This window comes from Flavobacterium sp. LC2016-01 (genome assembly GCF_009711135.1).
GTDB lineage: Bacteria > Bacteroidota > Bacteroidia > Flavobacteriales > Flavobacteriaceae > Flavobacterium.
This window is the reverse complement of sequence record NZ_WMIC01000001.1, coordinates 452,933-472,173: the sequence shown is the minus strand read 5'-3', so window position 1 is coordinate 472,173 and position 19,241 is coordinate 452,933. Positions and strand designations below refer to the sequence as shown.

The following is a 19,241-nucleotide window of genomic DNA, read 5'->3' as shown; positions in this document are numbered from 1 at the left end:
TTTTATTTCAGAGCAATTTTAAAAGAAACGATACTGTTTGTATCTACAAAAATGGTGATATACTCGCCTACATTTTTATCAATAAGAATTTGAAATTCTAAACCTCCTCGTTTTTCTCTGGCGTTTTGAATTTTAACAGGCTGATTTCTTTTATTCAAATAAAAAACCTGATTTGATTTTGAGACGTTTTTAATTTCAACAGTAATTTTATCTCCGATTTTGGCTTCAATTATGCCAGAATCAGGAGATTTAATTTGAAAATCATTTTCAATGGTTTTATTGTAAATCAAAGGTCCGTTTAGAAAATCTTCCTTACTTAGTTTATTCCCTAAATAAGTGCCAGAATCTGGAAAATGTTTGGCGAAAAAATAATCAGGATCTGTGTCGAAATAAATGGGCGAAAAATCGTTAACCATTCGGCCTTTACTACTGTCATAATAACCCTGACCCCAAGTAACATCAACCAAACGCCATTTTTTATCAATCAAAACCATATTCCAGGCATGATTTGACGATGTTGTTTTACGGCCAATATCGCGTACCGAAATTTTCGAATCTCCGCGAATAATTTCACATTTTATTCCTACCAAAGAAGCCAAATGCTGATACAAAGCCGTGAAACCTTCACAAACGGCTTTTTGAGATTTAAAAGTTTTCTGAATCAGATTGTCATTAATCTGTTTTATTTTTCTTTGTTTTTCGGCTTCAGTAGAATAACTGAAACCCTGACTTTTAGGCGGATTCAAAAAAACATTGAAGTCATATTTTATATTAAAAGCCATCCAGCTGTAAATAGCTCGTGCTTTGTCATAATCTGAGTTGAAGTCTTCTTCAATTCTTTCCGCTAATTTTTCTGTTGTTGCAAAGCTTTTTGGGTATTTTGCAACAATTTTGTCGACTTCATTAATCTTTTGAGCAAAAGTATAATTCAAAAAAATACAGTGCAGCAAAAGAAATATAAGAGTAATCTTTTTTTGTGGCATTTAAAAATTTGATTTGATAATATCTTTGAGTTCCTTATCTAACTCAACATTAGAAATTTTATTTTCTTGTAAATCAAAATTCGAGCCAAATGCCGGTAATGAGAAACTTCCTTTGATTTCAGCTCCATAACGCGGAAAAAGATTTTGTGCAATTCCTAAAACAGAACTTCCGCCTCTTCCACCCGGCGAAGTTGCCAGCAAAAGCATTGGTTTATGCTGAAAAACATCTTTTTCAATACGTGAACTCCAATCAAAAATATTTTTAAAAGCAACCGAGTAGTTTCCGTTGTTTTCTGCCATTGAAACTACTAAAATATCAGCCTCTTTGAGTTTGTTTAGAAAAGCTTGCGCCACTTTATGCTGACCAACTTCTTTTTCAAGATCAACGCTAAACAAAGGCATTGCAAAATCGTTTAAATCTAAAACTTCGACAGTGGCATTCTCAAACAAACTTGATGCGTAAGTAGCTAACCGTTTATTGATTGAATGTTTACTATTGCTTCCTCCAAAGGCTATTATTTTCATATCGTGGTATTTTTCATTTTTTTAAACCATATAAGTTATATAAGTCCATTTTAAAAGCTTTGTATTTAATTCAGACACAAAACTTAAATTTTCTTATATTACTTATATGGTTTATTTTATTTAAGCACTTTCGATTTCAAAAATCTCTTTTTGTATTTCTACGGAATAATCATTTGGCGAAATACTCCCGCCGAAAGCTTTTGCGTATACTTTTGTAAATTCTGCTCCAAAATACAAAATAATAGCCGAATAATAAACCCAGACCAATATTATAATTACAGAACCCGCAGCGCCATACACACTTGCAATAGTCGAATTTCCTAAATAAAGTCCGATTGCGAATTTACCAATCATAAATAAAATCGCCGTGCAGGAAGCGCCAATAAAAGCATCTTTCCATTTGATAACTCCGTCAGGTAAAGTTCTGAATATAATCGCAAAAAGCAATGTTATACTTGCAAAAACGATTACTAAATTAATGACATAAAACAAATAAACTGTGCTGTCTGGCAAATACATTTTCAACCTTTCATTCATTACATCAAGCGTGGCATTAACCATTAAACTCACAAGCATTAAAAACCCAACTGTAACAATCATTGAAAACGACATGATTCTATTTTGAATGAATTTTTTCAGTCCTTTATTTGGTTTTGCCCGTAATCCCCAAATGTAATTTATGGAACTCTGAATTTCTGCAAAAACTCCCGAAGCACCAATCAACAGCATTACCACTCCAAAAATGGTTACAAAAACATTACTGTCTGATAATTGAACATTTTTAATTGCCTCCTGAATCTGAACCGCAGCATTATTTCCCACCAACCTATTGATTTGTCCGTATAATTGACCCGTGACTGCTTCTTCCCCATAAAAGAAACCACAGATTGTGATAATTATAATTAACAGCGGAGGCAACGCAAAAATGGTATAATATGATAACGCTGCACTCAATTTTATCGCATTATCGTCGTTAAATTCAAAAAAAGTTGTCTTCAATAAATACCATGATTTCGAAAATATATTTTGATTTTTCATTTGCTGCTTTTTTGATATTCTCTCAAATTTACGCAATAATGAAAAATTTTGAATTCTTGCTTTTTAGGTGAATTTTATATTTTTTCCATGTCTTCTTTTGAGACTTTTTTATATTCTTGATCGAAACCTAGATTTTGAATTTTCAGAATATTTTTAAACTCTTTTCTTGTTGGCTTTATTAAATAGGAAAGTGAATCTAGCATTTTTGCTTTTATTGCAGAAACTGAATCTAATTTCTTCAAATCTTCAGGCAAATAGATACTCTTAATTTTAAGAACATTTTTTTCTAATGACATCATTTTAATTTTCCAAAAAACAGAATCTCTTGTACTTAAAACTAGTTGTCCATAAATACGTTTTAACTTCTGATTATAAGACAACCTAAATAATGTATCTATCTCTTTTCTTGATAATTCAATTGAATCCCCTTTTTTAAATACATCAAATTTATATTTTGTATCCTTAGAAATTAATTTTCCATCAACAAGGTCAAATTCAGATTTTAAAGAATCTAGTTTTTGTCTGTGAATCCTGAATTTAAAATAATATTCCTTTGAAATTCTCTCATCATCAATTCTTAAAAAAGTAGAATCTGGTGTCATATATAATCCTTTAAATTTTGAAGGAAAGCTATTTAGCTCAGAATCATTAATTGGCTGAGGCTTCTCAAAATAAAATGCTAAACCTCCATATTCTGCCTCGGCATCAGCCTTTTTACAAGAAATCATTAATAATATTATCGCAAAAATTAAAATCAGCTTTTTCATTGCCAGATTATTTATAATGACAAAAAATCCCTTTATCATAAACCGTCCATAAACTAGCTTTTTGATTCGCTGCTTTTAGTGCACTGTTCGCCCAAGTATTGCAGGTGTTAAAAAGGCTGTAACTTCCTTTTGCTTCATAAAAAGCATCTTTTTTTCCGTAGCTGTGACCTTCAATCCATTGCGGATGAACTGGATCACTGAAACTGTTTGAAATATAATTGACTAAGTTTTGATAGTTTTCTTTTGAAACTAAAATGCGTTTGCAATCATCGCCTTCACGTAATTGTTTAAAAAATGTAGTATGCATTGCCGATGAACTTACTCCAAATGCGGCTTTGAACGCGGTACTCGCTTTTAAATCAGACCATTCTGGCGTATCGAGATAAAAACCTTTATCACCCCAGCCGAAAGCGATAAAATTCATTAAGGAATCTTTTGATTGTGTTTGACTGAACTGGATTTCGTTTCGCCAGTCTTTGATTTCGTTTTTTACAGGAACGACAATATCTGTATGAACGCCATTGGAAAGAATATAAATTGGAACCGCATTTTGTTCTTCCACTTTTGCAATATCCGAATTCACTGTGATTCTTGAAATAATAAGAACAGAAGAAATATACAACGCAAGGAAAGTGAAAATTCCGAAAAGTGTCCAGCCTAGAAATTTGAATGATTTTTTTAGCATTTTGATTGGTTGATTTTAGATTCGTAATTGGTTATTTTTTCTGTAACCAATTTTTGAGCCAAAGATTTTGCTTCCTGAAAATAGCACGCGGATTTTACGGATTCGCTTTCGCGAAAGCGCAGATTTACACGGATTTTTTTTTAAGATTGTCATCCTGAGCGAAGTCGAAGGACACGCAAGAAGCTCCACAATCTAAATCGCCAATCTTTGCGGGGCTTCGACTTCGCTCAGCCTGACAATCGAAAACTTAAGTTTAATACATAAAAAAACTGCTGAATTTCTCCAGCAGTTTTAGTCTATTTTCTATATTCTTTCTTCTATTCTCTAAAAAAGATTATACGTTGAAACGGAAATGCATCACATCACCATCTTTAACAATATATTCTTTTCCTTCTACTTTGAATTTTCCTGCTTCTTTTGCTTTTGCTTCAGAACCATATTGAACGTAATCTTCATAAGAAATAACTTCCGCACGGATGAAACCTTTTTCAAAATCTGTGTGGATAACTCCAGCCGCTTGAGGCGCTGTAGCTCCAATGTTGATTGTCCAGGCACGAACTTCTTTTACACCAGCGGTAAAATAAGTTTGCTGTTTCAATAATTTATAAGCTGCACGAATTAAAACAGATGCTCCTGGCTCAGTCAATCCCATATCTTCAAGGAAAACCTGACGCTCTTCGTAGCTTTCTAATTCTGTAATATCAGCCTCTGCTCCTACTGAAAGAATAATTACTTCTGCATCTTCGTCTTTAACTAGTTCACGAACCTGATCTACATATTTGTTTCCGTTTACAGCTGAATTCTCATCAACATTACAAACATATAATACTGGTTTTGCAGTAATTAATTGAAAAGATTCCATTAAAACTTCTTCATCATTACCTTGAGGTACAATAGTACGAGCCGATTTAGCCTGTAATAATGATTCTCTGATTCTGTCTAAAAGTGCTTTTTCAGTCTGCGCTTCTTTATTTCCAGTTTTAGCAGCACGATTTACTTTTTCCAAACGTTTTTCAACCGTTTCTAAATCTTTCAACTGCAATTCGATATCGATAGTTTCTTTGTCACGAATTGGATTTACGTTTCCATCAACGTGAACGATATTATCATTGTCAAAACAACGTAAAACGTGAATGATCGCATTACACTCTCTAATGTTTCCTAAAAACTGGTTTCCAAGACCTTCACCTTTACTTGCTCCTTTTACCAAACCTGCGATATCAACAATATCAACTGTTGCCATTTGCACGCGCTCTGGTTTTACCAATTCTTCCAATTTATTGATTCTTGGATCCGGAACGTTTACAACACCAATATTAGGTTCGATTGTACAAAACGGAAAGTTCGCACTTTGCGCTTTTGCATTAGATAAACAATTAAATAATGTTGATTTTCCAACATTTGGTAATCCTACAATTCCTGCTTTCATCTGTTGTTTCTATTTATTTTATGGCACTGATTTTTCTCAGGCCAGCCCATTAATACTTCTGTTGTAATGGTTTATGATTTACGTGTACTTTTTTGATTTTCTGCCAAAATGCTATTTTTTGACTTTAAAATTTTGCAAATATAAGATTTAATAGCTCGTGAGCGAAGTAAAAATGTGTAATAATATAATTTACAGGTTAATCTTAAAAATTTTTAAACTTTTTATTAAGTTTTTGTTAAAAAATACTACTTTTATCATTATTCAAAACAAACCAATATTCAAAAACAACCAAACCATGAAAAAGATTGTATTATTATTATTTCTATTAAATACGGCATTTCTTTTTGCTCAGAAAGAAGTCTCAGGCGTCGTAAAAGACAAGACAGGAACACCGTTACCGGGTGTGAATATTGTCGAAAAAGGAACTACAAATGGTGTTTCTACTGATGCTGACGGCGGTTTTAAAATAAAAGTAAAAGAAGGTGCTAAATTAGTTTTTACTTATGTTGGATTTGCAACTGTCGAAAAAACAGCAACAGATAAAATGGAAATTAGTTTAGACGAAAGCGGTGGTCAGGTCCTAAATGACGTTGTTGTTGTAGGTTCCAGAAGCACTAAAAGAACTGTTGTAAATTCAGCCGTTCCCATTGACGTAATCAATGTAAAAGATGTTACAACACAAAGCGGTAAAATCGAAATTAATCAGCTTCTTCAATATGTAGCTCCTTCATTTAATGCCAACAAACAATCTGGCTCTGATGGTGCCGATCACGTAGATCCTGCTTCTTTAAGAGGTATGGGACCAGACCAGACTTTGGTTTTAATTAACGGAAAAAGAAGACACCAATCCTCTCTTATCAATTTATTTGGAACACGCGGACGCGGAAATACAGGAACAGATTTAAATGCAATTCCGGCCGCTTCAATCAAAAGAATTGAGATTTTAAGAGATGGTGCAGCGGCACAATACGGTTCTGATGCTATTGCCGGCGTTATCAATATTATAACAAATGATAATGTAAAAGAACTTTCAGGTTCTGTTACTTATGGTGTTTTTAATACAAATGCAAAAGGAGACTTTTTGCCTGGAACACCAAATACTGATGGTTTCAGACTCGATCAAAAAGGAAATGGAAACTCTTACGGAAAAGACAAATCTTTTGACGGAGGATCTCTGAAAGTGGCAGCAAATTATGGTTTTTCTGTTGGAAGCAAAGGCGGCTATGCCAATTTTACTGGTGAATTCATCAATAAAGACAAAACATTAAGACCAGCTTATGATTTTAGAAAAGGTTTTGGTGATGCACAAATGAAGGGTATCAATTTCTTCGGAAACTTTTCACTTCCATTATCAGACAGAACTGAGCTTTATGCTTTCGGAGGCAGTAATTTCAGAAATACTGATGCTTATGCCTTTACAAGAAATGATGGAGAAAGAGTTGTAGAAGAAATTTATCCGGGCGGTTATACACCAAGAATTACTTCGAATATTAGAGATAACTCATTGGCAGCCGGAATTAGAACAACAACCGGAGGCGGATGGAAAATGGATTTGAGCAATACTTTTGGAAAAAACAAATTCGAATATGATATTAAAGGAACTTTGAATGCTTCTCTAGAAGCAAAATCTCCAACTGAATTTAATGCCGGAGGACACAGTCTGCTTCAAAACACAACGAATTTTGATATTTCTAAAAACTATGATGATGTTATGAGCGGTTTTAATATCGCTTTTGGAACCGAATTCAGAGTAGAGAAATTTGAGATTTTTGCAGGTGAAGAAGGTTCGTACACAACTTACGACACAAATGGAAAACCAATTACCGACCCAACAACGCAAAGTGCTCCTATTGATCCAATTTCAGGAAATCCTCGTCCTGGAAGCTCGCAAGGTTTTCCTGGTTACAGTCCTGCAAATGAAGTAAATAAAGACCGTACTAACTTCTCGCTCTATACTGATGCTGAATTAGATGTTACAGAAGCTTTTATGGTAAGCGGCGCTGTTCGTTTTGAAAATTACAGTGATTTTGGAAGTACAGTAAACGGAAAACTAGCTTCTAGACTTAAAATTAATGATCATATTAACTTAAGAGGTTCTGTGAGTACTGGTTTCCGTGCTCCTTCTTTGGCCCAAATTTATTATAATTTACGTTTTACAAACTTTAATGCAAGCGGTGCAACTGAGGTACTTTTAGCACCAAATGACAGCCCTGTGACAAGAGCTTTCGGAATTGAAAAATTAAATGAAGAAAAAGCGGTAAATGCTTCTTTGGGTTTCACTGCAACTTATGGAGATTTTACTGCAACTGTTGACGGATATTATATTAAAGTAAAAGATCGTATTGTTCTTACCGGATATTTTGACGCAAGTTCTTTAGGCCTTGGTGTTTCTGAAGCACAGTTTTTTGCGAACGGAGTAGATACAAGCACTCATGGTTTAGATTTGGTATTTTCTTGGAAAAAAACATACGATTTCGGACATATTGGAGCGACTTTAGTTGGAAACATTAATGATATGAAAATTGATAATGTAAAAAACGGTTCTCTAGATGCTGATACCTTTTTTGGAAATCGTGAAAAAGCCTTTTTACTGGCTTCTGCTCCAGACAGCAAATTTGGTTTGAATCTTACTTATGCAAAAAATAAATTTGACGCAGGATTAGCTTTCACTCGCTTCAGCAAAGTGGTTTTAGTTGATTATGCCGATGAAGAGGATGTTTACAACCCAAGATTAGTAACTGATTTGACTTTTGGCTACCAATTAAGTAAAAGTTTAAAATTAAGCATCGGAAGCAATAACTTATTCAATGTTTATCCAACCAAACAGGATGAACAAGGAAACACAGAAGCTGGAGGATATTGGGATGCTGTACAAATGGGTTTCAGCGGTGCTTACTACTACGCAAGACTTGGATTTAATTTCTAAGAAACGGGCTTCTCCTGAAACTTCGGGATGTGGACGCTCAGCCTGACAATCTACATTTAATAAAACAAAAAATCCTGAACATTTTGTTCAGGATTTTTTTTATGTTTTTCTGCAAAAACTACAGTTTAAATTCTAATGAATCTACTATTGCTTTTTCTTCTTCAGTGGGTACAAATCCTGATATTTCCCAATATTTGGTCAATACTTTATTCTTTTTATTGAAAAGTGATTTTTCTTTAAAAACATCACTTTCACTATAGGTGAAATTTTGCCTGTTGAAATGTGTGGTAACAAAACTATTGCGAACCTGAATATTTTTGATGTGATCTTTTAAAATAAGATCATAACCAATTTCTTCATTTGAACTCAACAAATAATAATCTTCCCCATCAATTCTATAATTCACTTTAACAATTGATCTGGTCACATTTTTTGAACCGATTTTTGTCTGCTCTTCAACTTGAAGCAAATTTTGAGGCGTAATTATAATGCTGAATTCAACAATTAACTTTTTTACGGGATCATAAATTACCTCAAAAGTATCTAATGCCTTTTTTGATTTATCTAATGGCGTTATTGCCATGATGTAATAATTTTTATTATTTGGATGGCCTCGCGTAATAAAATCATATTCTTTTCTGGTCTTGGAATCTAAAAGAGGATCGAAATACTTCAGATTACAATAACTTTCCATGATATCATTCAGATTATAACCTTTTAAATCAGCGCTGACATCAGTATCCAAAAGTCCATAAGAGCGGTTTTGCTCTACTAATAATGTTGTCGTTGATTTTTTTTGACTGGCTGTAAATTGAAAGTTTACTAATCCGTCGTTATAATAAGAATATTTATTATCAAGCATAAAAAACTCTCTCACAAAGACTTTTAATCGATAGGAAGAAGCTAATTTTTGCCTTGAATTCACAACTATTTTTTGAAGAATCTTTTGCGGATTTTCTTTAGAAACTACAATTTCATCTAATTTAGTATTGTTGCTTTCAAGATAAACCACAAATAAATCTGGTTTTAAAGGCCCCCATCGAAGTGTTACTTTTTCATAATCGATTTGAGAAACCTGAAGGCTCGAAGATCCATTTAATCTAAAAGTTACCTTTCCGTCCTTATTGCTTAACAATGTCTGCTTTGTTTTCATGATAAAAACAGTTGCATTTTCTATAGGCAATTGTGTTTCAATGTCTTTAACAACAATTGAATACTCTGCATCTTGAGCAAAGGCGGCAAAATTAAATAATACAATAAATAAAAGTACCAGTCTCCTCATAGGCTGTTATTAAATTTTCAACTAATGTATTAAATTATTAAATATAAATTAACATTTGTTCAACAAAACATTAAAAACCAACAAAATACGTAAGTTAAGTCTTTAAAATTGGATAAAAAAAATCCTGAGCACAATACTCAGGATTTCAATATTTTAGTTACGAGAAATTATTCTCCATGCAAAAACGCCTGTCTGTTCAACAAGGTTTCTTCATCTTCTACGTGATTATCATCTGGTACACAGCAATCAACAGGACAAACAGCTGCACATTGAGGTTCGTCGTGAAAACCTTTACATTCTGTACATTTTCCTGGAACGATATAATAGATTTCGTCAGAAATAGGAGTTTGAGCATCTTCAGCATCAACTTCAGTTCCGTCAGGTAAAATTACTTTTCCAGAAAGACTTGTTCCGTCTTTATATCTCCAGTCATCTGCACCTTCATATATTGCTGTATTTGGGCATTCTGGTTCGCAGGCCCCACAATTAATGCATTCGTCAGTTATAATAATTGCCATCTTTTTCTTGATTACGTGTTAAAAGTCTTAAAATCAAAAAAAGTACATAATAGACATTCCTCGCTTTTGACTGAATGACTTTTGACTTTCGACTTATTTATCCTTATTTTTGTGCAAAATTACAATCAAAACAATTCATAAACAAACATTATGACATTAGAAACAAAAAAAAGTGTTTTTGTTGAATTAGGAAATTTTTTAAGTCAGTTTTCTGAAAAGGAATCCGTTAAAAAATCGGACGTATTATATAACGATATTTTTTTCGATGATTTTCAAAGTCTTATTCAATTATCACAATCTCATAATGGCTGGTACACCCCTGAACAGGTTTACTTTGCAATAGAATCATGGGCAGAAGCTTTGACAGCAGAAAACATTGAAAAATGGCTTTCTCAATACAAAGCTCAATTCGCTCAAAATGACGGAAAAGAAAAAACAGTTGCTTTGATTTTGGCCGGAAATATTCCGTTAGTTGGATTTCATGATTTCTTATCGGTTTTGATAACCGGCAATAAAGCTTTGATAAAAACATCATCAAACGATCAGCATTTATTGCCATTTTTGGCGAAATATTTAATTGCTGTTGATGAAAATCTGAAAGATAAAATCACTTTTGTTGAAGGAAAATTGGAGAATTTTGACGCTGTAATTGCAACGGGAAGCAATAATACTTCACGATATTTTGAATATTATTTTAAAGACAAACCTTCTATCATCAGAAAAAACAGAAATTCGGCTGCTGTTTTAAACGGAAATGAATCTAAAGAGGAATTAGAAAATTTAGGCGAAGATATTTTCCGTTATTTCGGATTAGGATGCCGAAATGTTTCTAAACTTTTTGTTCCAAAAGGCTATTCTTTTGATGGATTTTTTGAAGCAATATTCAAATATCAAGATGTTATTCATTATGAAAAATACGCTAATAATTATGACTATAATAAAGCCGTATTTTTAATGAGTAATTTCAAATTATTGGACAACGGATTTTTGACTATTAAAGAAGATTCGAGTTATGCCTCTCCAATTTCGAGTGTTTTTTATGAGTTTTATGAAAATATTGATGATTTAAAAACGCGTCTTGAAGCTGATTCTGAACAAATTCAGTGTATCGTAAGCAGCGATTTAATTCAAAACAGCATCAGATTTGGTGAAACTCAAAAACCGCAATTGTGGGATTACGCAGATAACGTAGATACTATAACGTTTTTGTTAACAACAAAGTAAAAATATGTTTAATTATTTCGAATAATTTATCGCTTTTTCAGCTCCTATTGCCGAAATTTGCGTCTTTAAAATTTTCGACTATTAACAACAACCATGAAAAAACACAACTACAGCGCAGGACCAAGTATTTTACCTCAGGAAGTTTTTGAGAAGGCATCAAAAGCAATTTTAAATTTTAATGATTCAGGATTGTCTATCCTTGAAATTTCGCACCGAAGCAAAGATTTCGTTGCTGTTATGGATGAAGCTCGTTCGCTTGCTTTAGAATTATTAGGACTTCAAGGAAAAGGATATCAGGCTTTGTTTTTACAAGGTGGTGCAAGTACTGCATTCTTGATGGCTCCTTATAACTTAATGAAAGAAAACGGAAAAGCAGCTTATTTAGATTCAGGAACTTGGGCAACTGCTGCAATTAAAGAAGCTAAGTATTTTGGAGAAACTGTTGTTGTAGCTTCTTCAAAAGAAGAAAATTACAACCATATTCCAAAAGGATACGCAATACCAAGTGACGCAGATTATTTTCACTGTACAAGCAACAATACCATTTTTGGAACTCAAATGAAAGAATTCCCATCGACTAACATTCCAGTTGTGTGCGATATGAGTTCTGATATATTTTCACGTGAATTGGATTTCTCAAAATTTGATTTAATCTATGCTGGAGCTCAAAAAAATATGGGACCTGCAGGAACAACTCTTGTTGTTGTTAAAGAAGAAATTCTAGAGAAAAGCGGCAGAACAATTCCAAGTATGCTGGACTATGCTAAACATATTAAAGCAGAAAGTATGTACAATACTCCTCCTGTTTTTGCTGTTTACGTTTCTTTATTGACTTTACAATGGATTAAAGAAAAAGGCGGAATTGCTGCGGTTGAAAAATTAAACAACGCAAAAGCAGAATTGCTTTATGCTGAAATCGACAGAAACCCATTATTTAAAGGCGCTGCTGCTGTAGAAGACCGTTCAAACATGAATGTGACTTTCTTATTAAATAACGCTGATCATACAGAAACTTTTGATGCTTTATGGAAAGCGGCAGGAATTTCTGGATTGCCAGGACACCGTTCTGTTGGTGGTTACAGAGCTTCTATTTACAACGCTATGCCTATCGAAAGTGTTCAGGTTTTAGTGGATGTAATGAAAGCATTGGAAGCTAAAGTTTAATCGTTTTTTCGGTTAATCGTTTAATCGAAATATCTGTTTACTAAAAAATATCAATTGAATACAGGATTCCTAGCCCCGATAGAAGTGGAAATCCTTTTGTGCCGGTCCCGAGACTTCGGGAGGCACAAAAGATTGTAACGAATAGCGGGATTAGCTCCAAAATCAAAAAAGAAAAAATTATAATAGTTGGTTTATCAGTTAAACGATTAACCAAATAAACAATAAACACACAATGAAAGTATTAGCAAATGACGGAATTTCTAAAAGCGGAATTCTAGCCTTAGAAAAAGGCGGATTTGAAGTTATAACTACAAAAGTAGCTCAAGAACAAGTAGCTAACTTTATAAATGAAAATAATGTAGACGTAATTTTAGTTCGTAGTGCAACTAAAGTTCGTAAAGATATTATCGATGCTTGTCCTGGTATCAAAATCATTGGTCGTGGTGGTGTTGGTATGGATAATATCGATGTTGATTATGCGAAAAGCAAAGGAATTCATGTAATTAATACACCAGCTTCATCATCAGAATCTGTTGCTGAATTGGTATTTGGACACTTATTTTCTGGTGTTCGTTTCTTGCATGATTCTAACCGAAATATGCCTCTTGAAGGAGATTCAAACTTTGACGGTTTGAAAAAAGCTTACGCTAATGGAACTGAATTAAGAGGAAAAACTCTTGGTATTGTTGGTATTGGACGTATTGGTCAAGCTACAGCAAAAATGGCGCTTGGTTTAGGTATGAAAGTTATCGCTGCTGATAGCTTTATTCCACAGGTTGATGTAAAAGTGGAGTTTTTTGACGGACAGTCTATTACAACTACAATTGTTTCTCAATCTTTAGAATCTTTATTCAAAGAAGCAGATTTCATCACATTGCACGTTCCTGCTCAAGATGGTTACATCATTGGAGAAAAAGAACTTGCTATCATGAAAGACGGAGTTGGAATCGTAAACTGTGCTCGTGGTGGAGTTATTGATGAAGTAGCTTTAGTAAAAGCATTAGATTCAGGAAAAGTTGCTTTTGCTGGTTTAGACGTTTTTGAAAGCGAACCAAAACCAGAAATGGCAATCTTAATGCACTCTAAAATCTCGTTGACTCCTCATATTGGAGCTGCAACTGGAGAAGCACAAGACAGAATTGGTACTGAATTAGCATCTCAAATCATTACTTTGTTAAGCTAATTAACCATAATTAAATTAATTGTAAGGGATTTATTAACATCGTTTAATAAATCCCTTTCTTTTTTTGTTTAAATTTGAGTTTTAATCTAAATCCTTAATATCATGTTTGAACAATTAACACAATTAGTACAGCAATATGGCGGAGATGCCGTTGTAAACAATTCTGCTGTCCCAAATGAACATAATGAAGCTGTATTAAGCGAAACCAGTAATTCTATTTTTGCAGGATTACAAAAGATTGTTTCTGAAGGTGGAACGGAACAAATTGCCGGATTATTTAATGGAAATTCAGCCATTGACAGTTCAAATCCTGTTGTACAGCAAATACAACAGCAATTAAGTGGCAATCTTGGTGAAAAATTTGGACTAAGCAGTGCTGATTCAAACGGCGTTGCATCTAATTTGATTCCGCAGATATTAGGTTCATTGGTTAATAAAGCAAAAGACCCAAATGATAGCAGTTTTCAGATTTCAGATATCATCAATTCGATTTCTGGAAACAGCGGACAAGCTTCAGGAATTATGGATACTATTTCGAAATACGGAATGCAATTTGGTCTTGACCAAAACAATGACGGAAAAGTAGATGTTGCCGATGTGCTGGTAGTTACTAAAAGCAAAGGCGGTATTTCTGGTTTTATAGGAAAATTGTTTGGAAGTAAATAGAGTTACTAAGATTCTAAGTTTCTAAGACACTAAGATTTTTGTCTTTATCTAAAATACTAAAAAAGCTGTTTACTAAAATAAACAGCTTTTTTTATAACGAACAACTTAGAATCTTAACCTCTTAGAAACTTAGAGTCTTAGAAAAATTTCGTAACTTTAATTGTTCAAAACAAAAGTCATGAAGAAATTCATTTACATATCAATTGTTTTATTTACGATAATTGCGTGCTCGACTGCGTCAAAAAACGATGCAGTTGCCGTCAATACTCCTAAGGTAAATAAAGCTGTAAATAAAGCCGTAAGTGATACGGTCAAAATTGTAAATGATTCATTAGAATACGAAGTAATTATTATTGACAATGGCTTTTCGACATGGCTGGTATCAATGGCACAACCGCGACAATATTATTCACTCTCTTATCTTGAGAACAAAAACTTTCTGTATGTAACAGAATGGAATAATCGCGTACGACAACCCCAGGTTTATAACCCAAATTTATACGAAATGCTGATTGATTACCGCCCAGAGATTCATTACGGGTATGAAGTAAATTATCTTATTTACAACTACATGATTTATTTTCAAAATACTTACAAACAAAAGCTTTGGGGTTATGTTCCATCTAGATAATGTTCTTATATTTGTAATCATTACAAATAGCAATGAATAAATTAAAGAAACGCTGGGGAATCACCTCAAATTTACAAGCCATAATCATTCTTATCGTTTTTGCCATCACCGGATCGGCATCTGCGTGGCTGTCTAAACCTTTTTGCGTTTGGCTGGGCATTACAAAAGAAGATTTTGGAGGCTGGTTTACTTTAATTCGGCTGCTTATTATATTCCCAATTTATCAAGTTTTATTAGTTGCCATTGGAACTGTGTTTGGGCAATTCAAATTCTTTTGGAACTTCGAAAAGAAAATGCTTAAAAATATGGGATTAGGTTTTCTATTCAAAGATTAAATTTTCATGCGTTCTCTCGAAAAGAAATAGGTATAAATCCAAGTTAATGTAAAAGACGGAATTACATCTGTGAAAGGAATTATCTCTTCCAGAAAAGTCAAAACACTCGCTACTTTCCCTACTCTTCCTTTATACATTCTAGTCATTATAAAAGCGGCAATTGGTGCCCAAATTACATCTGAAAATTCGCCGAGAAGCGGAATCGAAAAAGAAATCATGCCAATTCCATCTAAAATTAATCCTATCATTAATTTCGAGATTCTACTATCATCTACAACTTTTGTTTCTTCCTCCTTCATCATATTCATTTTTTACTTTTTTCTTACTACTGCAAATAATACACCAAAATCTCCATCAGTCTGAATCCAGTTTTCTGATGGCACATAAGCTCTTGAAACAAATCCGTCTAAATACAAGGCATTCTTACATCCTAAACCCTTAAAATAATTGGCAAAATCATAGAAATTTACTTCGTTTTTAGACAATACAAAAACCACTTTCCCATTTGGCAGAATACCAACGCCATTTCTAATATTCAAATTTGGTGATCCTTCTTTAAACTCTGGATGAATTTGACCATTAATAACCAGCATCGGTCCAGATTGAGTGGCGTATTTTATTTTTCCATTCGCATTGTTAAAATCTTCTGTTTTACAAATTTTAGGAACATTTTGATCTGTTATATAAAAAACTCCATTTGGCTTTAAATAAAAATTTCCTGTTGCTGTCGAAGTATCCAGTGCTGCTAAAGTCTTTTGATTTTCAATGTAAAGACCTTGTGGCGCATTTTCTTTATTGTACATTCCGGCGTTCATTGCAAAATCTAGCGTTTGATTCTGTTTTTCTATCCAATTTTTTAAATTCTGAATGCTTTTAAATTTTTCACCCTTTTCATTTTTCCAATATAATTTTAAATTTTTAGCTTTAAGATCAATTGTATAAACCACAAATTCGTTTTTATCATACACTTTTGCGCTAATAAAAACAGTTACTAATAAAAACAAAAACAGTGTTATTTTTAATTTCATTTTTTCAAAATATAGTATAAATGTAATATTAAATTTTCATACCAATTTACATCGTTTTTTCTTTCGCTTACATATTCGCTACATTACAAATGTTATTCTTAAAATTCTGTTACAACTCATTTTTATATCGATATAATCTTCGTTTCTTTGTAGAAACAGTTTCAAAAAAATGATACACGCAAAAAATATACATAAATTCTACGATCAGCTTGAAGTTTTAAAAGGCGTAGATTTACACATTAAAAAAGGAGAAATTGTTTCTATAGTTGGCGCTTCCGGAGCGGGAAAAACAACTTTGCTTCACATTTTAGGAACTTTAGACAAACCTTCAAACGCTACTACACCTACTTCATTAAGCATAAATGGCCAAAATATTCTAAAATTGAATGATAAAGCTTTATCTAATTTCAGAAACCTGAATTTGGGGTTTATTTTTCAGTTTCACCAACTTTTGCCTGAATTTACAGCTCTTGAAAACGTTTGTATTCCCGCTTATATTGCAGGAAAAAAAGCTGCCGAGACTGAAGCAGAAGCTAAAAAATTGTTGAATTTTCTAGGATTATCACACCGTATCAATCACAAACCAAACGAGCTTTCAGGAGGAGAACAACAGCGTGTTGCGGTCGCTAGAGCTTTAATAAATAAACCGGATGTTATTTTTGCCGATGAACCTTCGGGAAATTTAGACACACATTCTGCCGAAAACCTTCATCAGTTATTTTTTCAATTGAGAGATGAATTTGGTCAAACGTTTGTAATCGTAACGCATAATGAAGAATTGGCAAATATGGCCGATAGAAAACTGGTAATGGTTGATGGCCAAATTAGTAATGCTGGAGTAATCAAAGATGAATAAAGCAGAACTCAAAGAATTTCTAGACGAAAAAGTTATTCAATATAACAATCAGGATTTTATTGAAAGTGATCCTGTGCAGATTCCGCATTTATTTTCTCAGAAAGAAGATATTGAAATTGCCGGTTTTCTAAGCGCTTCAATCGCTTGGGGAAACCGCAAAATGATTATCAAGAATTCACATAAAATGATGGAATTGATGGGTAATGCGCCTTACGATTTTGTCATGTCGCATTCTGATGAGAATCTAGCAGATTTAGAAACCTTTGTTCACCGTACTTTCAACGGAAAAGATTTTGGCGGATTCATCAAAGGATTACAGCATATTTATAAAAATCATGGCGGACTTGAAGCCGTTTTTGCCAAAAACCAAGAGCAAAATAGTCTGCAGAAAAGCATCCATGAATTCAAAAAGATATTTTTTGAAATCGATCATTTGCCAAGAACACAAAAACACATTTCGGATCCAATGAATAATTCGGCTGCAAAACGCATCAATATGTATTTGCGATGGATGGTGCGCCAAGACACAAAAGGAGTCGATTTAGGAATTTGGAAAACCATTTCTCCGGCATCTTTATCTTGTCCGTTAGACGTACATTCAGGAAATGTAGCCCGAAAATTGGATTTGCTTACCCGAAAACAAAATGACGGAAAAGCATTAGCCGAATTAGATGCTAAACTTAGAGAGATGGATTCTCAAGATCCTGTAAAATACGACTTTGCACTTTTTGGTTTAGGTGTTTTTGAAGGATTTTAACTACAAAATGCATTGATATTATTTTGATATTGCATTTTTTTTTCGTAATATTACAAGTGTAAAAGCCTGTATTATGGAACAAATTATAGTTTATATCAAACATTTTGTCCTTCCATTTTTTTTAGTTTTAACGCTTTCTTTAGCAGCTATTCTAATTCTGAAAAGAGTTTTTTATCAATACAGCCTTCCTTACAAGCAAATGATTATCAGAAAGTCTGAAATATTTCTGACTGAGATAACCTTATCAAAACCTGACAAGAATACACTAAAGTATAGAATTGCAAAATTCAAGTCAGAAATTCCAATCCATAAAACGTGGTGCAAAAACATGCTTATCGAGGATTTAATCCGAATGAGAAGCAACTTAAAAGGTCCTGCTGCAAAAAATATTCTTCTTATTTACAAACGTTTAGGTCTAAACAATTATTCTGCAGGCTTAATTAGGGATTTCAGAAAATACAAAAAATACGAAGGCATACATCATTTTCAATTATTATGCTATAAACCAGGTATTTCGCTTATAAAAAAATATTTATTCAGTTCCAATACAATTATTCGGTCCAATGCCAATATTGCCTATTTAGCATTGTCAAAAGGCGACTGGCAGGCTGTGGACAAACTGCCTCTTAAAGTAACGATTATCACGACGATAAAAGTTATGGATGTACTTCATACAGAAAATATACCAATGCCTCAAGAAGTAAATCAATGGATATATTCTAAAAAGAAGGCGGTTTTAAAACTAGCCGTAATGGTAATGGTTTTTTATAATTACAGAAACAAATCGGCCGAAATTATTAACTTATTGCATCATAAACATCTAGGTTTAAAAACGGATGTAATTATAGCCATCAGAGATCTTTATTTGTATGAAGCCGAAGATGTAATTTTATCTTTATATCCCGCGGAAACTCAGGAAATTCAATTTCAAATGCTGAAAACGCTGTCTGTTATCGGCTCAAAAAAAACATTGAAATTCCTAGAAATTGAAATTGAAAAACAAGAAATAAAAGACCTGAAGCTTAAAATGGTTTATTGCTACAACAGCTTAGATCCTAAAAGGCTGGAATTATTAGGCAATAAAGATGCTGATACACAAAAAATGATTAATCACATTAGACAAATACAAATATGATTCACGATTTTCTGACTCATCTTATACGTGGTTATGACATTTTTGTCGCCTTTTTTTCTATTGGGTATATTTTATTTTATGTGTTTTTATCCATATTGTCCTATTGGGC

20 protein-coding genes are annotated in these 19,241 nt (G+C 33.2%); 10 read left to right on the top strand and 10 right to left on the bottom strand.

What is annotated here, in order from left to right; genetic code table 11:
- Nucleotides 1-2: 2 nt before the first annotated feature.
- The 6 genes from GKZ88_RS02075 to ychF all read right to left on the bottom strand — a co-directional run bounded on the left by GKZ88_RS02075 (nucleotide 3) and on the right by ychF (nucleotide 5,427).
- Entirely contained in the window at nucleotides 3-983 is a 981-nt protein-coding gene (locus GKZ88_RS02075; protein ID WP_155100741.1) for a transglutaminase domain-containing protein, read from the bottom strand.
- A complete protein-coding gene (locus GKZ88_RS02070; protein WP_155100740.1) occupies nucleotides 984-1,508 on the bottom strand; it encodes an NAD(P)H-dependent oxidoreductase in 525 nt (174 codons plus the stop codon).
- A gap of 120 nt (nucleotides 1,509-1,628) precedes the next feature.
- Entirely contained in the window at nucleotides 1,629-2,546 is a 918-nt protein-coding gene (locus GKZ88_RS02065) for a YihY/virulence factor BrkB family protein (RefSeq protein ID WP_155100739.1), read from the bottom strand.
- Between the two features lie 74 nt (nucleotides 2,547-2,620).
- Complete coding sequence (locus GKZ88_RS02060) at nucleotides 2,621-3,313, bottom strand: hypothetical protein (RefSeq protein WP_155100738.1); 693 nt, start codon at nucleotides 3,311-3,313, stop codon at nucleotides 2,621-2,623.
- A gap of 7 nt (nucleotides 3,314-3,320) precedes the next feature.
- Nucleotides 3,321-3,998 (bottom strand): TIGR02117 family protein, encoded by a 678-nt coding sequence (locus GKZ88_RS02055; protein WP_155100737.1) that lies wholly within the window; start codon nucleotides 3,996-3,998, stop codon nucleotides 3,321-3,323.
- Nucleotides 3,999-4,332: 334 nt separating this feature from the next.
- A complete protein-coding gene (gene ychF / locus GKZ88_RS02050; RefSeq protein ID WP_155100736.1) occupies nucleotides 4,333-5,427 on the bottom strand; it encodes a redox-regulated ATPase YchF in 1,095 nt (364 codons plus the stop codon).
- Between the two features lie 295 nt (nucleotides 5,428-5,722).
- Between ychF and GKZ88_RS02045 the strand changes: the two genes are divergently transcribed.
- Nucleotides 5,723-8,353, top strand: coding sequence for a TonB-dependent receptor (locus GKZ88_RS02045; protein WP_155100735.1), 2,631 nt, complete (start codon nucleotides 5,723-5,725; stop codon nucleotides 8,351-8,353).
- 118 nt (nucleotides 8,354-8,471) lie between these two features.
- On the opposite strand, the gene GKZ88_RS02040 is transcribed toward GKZ88_RS02045, so the two are convergent.
- Nucleotides 8,472-9,635 (bottom strand): hypothetical protein, encoded by a 1,164-nt coding sequence (locus tag GKZ88_RS02040; protein WP_155100734.1) that lies wholly within the window; start codon nucleotides 9,633-9,635, stop codon nucleotides 8,472-8,474.
- Between the two features lie 167 nt (nucleotides 9,636-9,802).
- Nucleotides 9,803-10,153: a 4Fe-4S dicluster domain-containing protein gene (locus tag GKZ88_RS02035; protein ID WP_133524920.1), complete on the bottom strand. Its 351-nt coding sequence runs from the start codon at nucleotides 10,151-10,153 to the stop codon at nucleotides 9,803-9,805.
- A gap of 150 nt (nucleotides 10,154-10,303) precedes the next feature.
- Here GKZ88_RS02035 and GKZ88_RS02030 point away from each other — a divergent pair, with 150 nt between their 5' ends.
- The 6 genes from GKZ88_RS02030 to GKZ88_RS02005 all read left to right on the top strand — a co-directional run bounded on the left by GKZ88_RS02030 (nucleotide 10,304) and on the right by GKZ88_RS02005 (nucleotide 15,356).
- On the top strand, nucleotides 10,304-11,377 hold the full coding sequence (locus GKZ88_RS02030; protein WP_155100733.1) for an acyl-CoA reductase: 1,074 nt from the start codon (nucleotides 10,304-10,306) through the stop codon (nucleotides 11,375-11,377).
- Between the two features lie 93 nt (nucleotides 11,378-11,470).
- Nucleotides 11,471-12,541 (top strand): 3-phosphoserine/phosphohydroxythreonine transaminase, encoded by a 1,071-nt coding sequence (gene serC, locus GKZ88_RS02025; protein ID WP_155100732.1) that lies wholly within the window; start codon nucleotides 11,471-11,473, stop codon nucleotides 12,539-12,541.
- A 232-nt stretch (nucleotides 12,542-12,773) separates the two neighbouring features.
- Nucleotides 12,774-13,724, top strand: coding sequence for a D-2-hydroxyacid dehydrogenase (locus GKZ88_RS02020; RefSeq protein ID WP_155100731.1), 951 nt, complete (start codon nucleotides 12,774-12,776; stop codon nucleotides 13,722-13,724).
- Nucleotides 13,725-13,826: 102 nt separating this feature from the next.
- A complete protein-coding gene (locus GKZ88_RS02015) occupies nucleotides 13,827-14,390 on the top strand; it encodes a hypothetical protein (protein WP_155100730.1) in 564 nt (187 codons plus the stop codon).
- Nucleotides 14,391-14,568: 178 nt separating this feature from the next.
- Entirely contained in the window at nucleotides 14,569-15,021 is a 453-nt protein-coding gene (locus GKZ88_RS02010; protein ID WP_155100729.1) for a DUF6146 family protein, read from the top strand.
- Nucleotides 15,022-15,053: 32 nt separating this feature from the next.
- Nucleotides 15,054-15,356: a DUF6787 family protein gene (locus GKZ88_RS02005; RefSeq protein WP_155100728.1), complete on the top strand. Its 303-nt coding sequence runs from the start codon at nucleotides 15,054-15,056 to the stop codon at nucleotides 15,354-15,356.
- Here GKZ88_RS02005 and GKZ88_RS02000 read toward each other — a convergent pair.
- Both GKZ88_RS02000 and GKZ88_RS01995 read right to left on the bottom strand, forming a co-directional pair.
- Nucleotides 15,353-15,655, bottom strand: a complete 303-nt coding sequence (locus GKZ88_RS02000; RefSeq protein WP_155100727.1) for a hypothetical protein — start codon at nucleotides 15,653-15,655, stop codon at nucleotides 15,353-15,355. The two genes, GKZ88_RS02005 and GKZ88_RS02000, sit on opposite strands and share 4 nt — an antisense overlap.
- Nucleotides 15,656-15,667: 12 nt before the next feature.
- Complete coding sequence (locus tag GKZ88_RS01995; protein ID WP_155100726.1) at nucleotides 15,668-16,384, bottom strand: phosphodiester glycosidase family protein; 717 nt, start codon at nucleotides 16,382-16,384, stop codon at nucleotides 15,668-15,670.
- A 169-nt stretch (nucleotides 16,385-16,553) separates the two neighbouring features.
- Here GKZ88_RS01995 and GKZ88_RS01990 point away from each other — a divergent pair, with 169 nt between their 5' ends.
- The 3 genes from GKZ88_RS01990 to GKZ88_RS01980 all read left to right on the top strand — a co-directional run bounded on the left by GKZ88_RS01990 (nucleotide 16,554) and on the right by GKZ88_RS01980 (nucleotide 19,132).
- Nucleotides 16,554-17,240, top strand: coding sequence for an ABC transporter ATP-binding protein (locus GKZ88_RS01990; protein ID WP_155100725.1), 687 nt, complete (start codon nucleotides 16,554-16,556; stop codon nucleotides 17,238-17,240).
- Nucleotides 17,233-17,997 carry a TIGR02757 family protein gene (locus GKZ88_RS01985; protein WP_155100724.1) on the top strand — a complete coding sequence of 255 codons (765 nt, stop codon included), beginning with the start codon at nucleotides 17,233-17,235 and terminating at the stop codon, nucleotides 17,995-17,997. Before GKZ88_RS01990 ends, GKZ88_RS01985 begins: the two co-directional genes overlap by 8 nt.
- Nucleotides 17,998-18,070: 73 nt before the next feature.
- Entirely contained in the window at nucleotides 18,071-19,132 is a 1,062-nt protein-coding gene (locus GKZ88_RS01980) for a hypothetical protein (protein ID WP_155100723.1), read from the top strand.
- The last annotated feature ends 109 nt before the right edge of the window (nucleotides 19,133-19,241 follow it).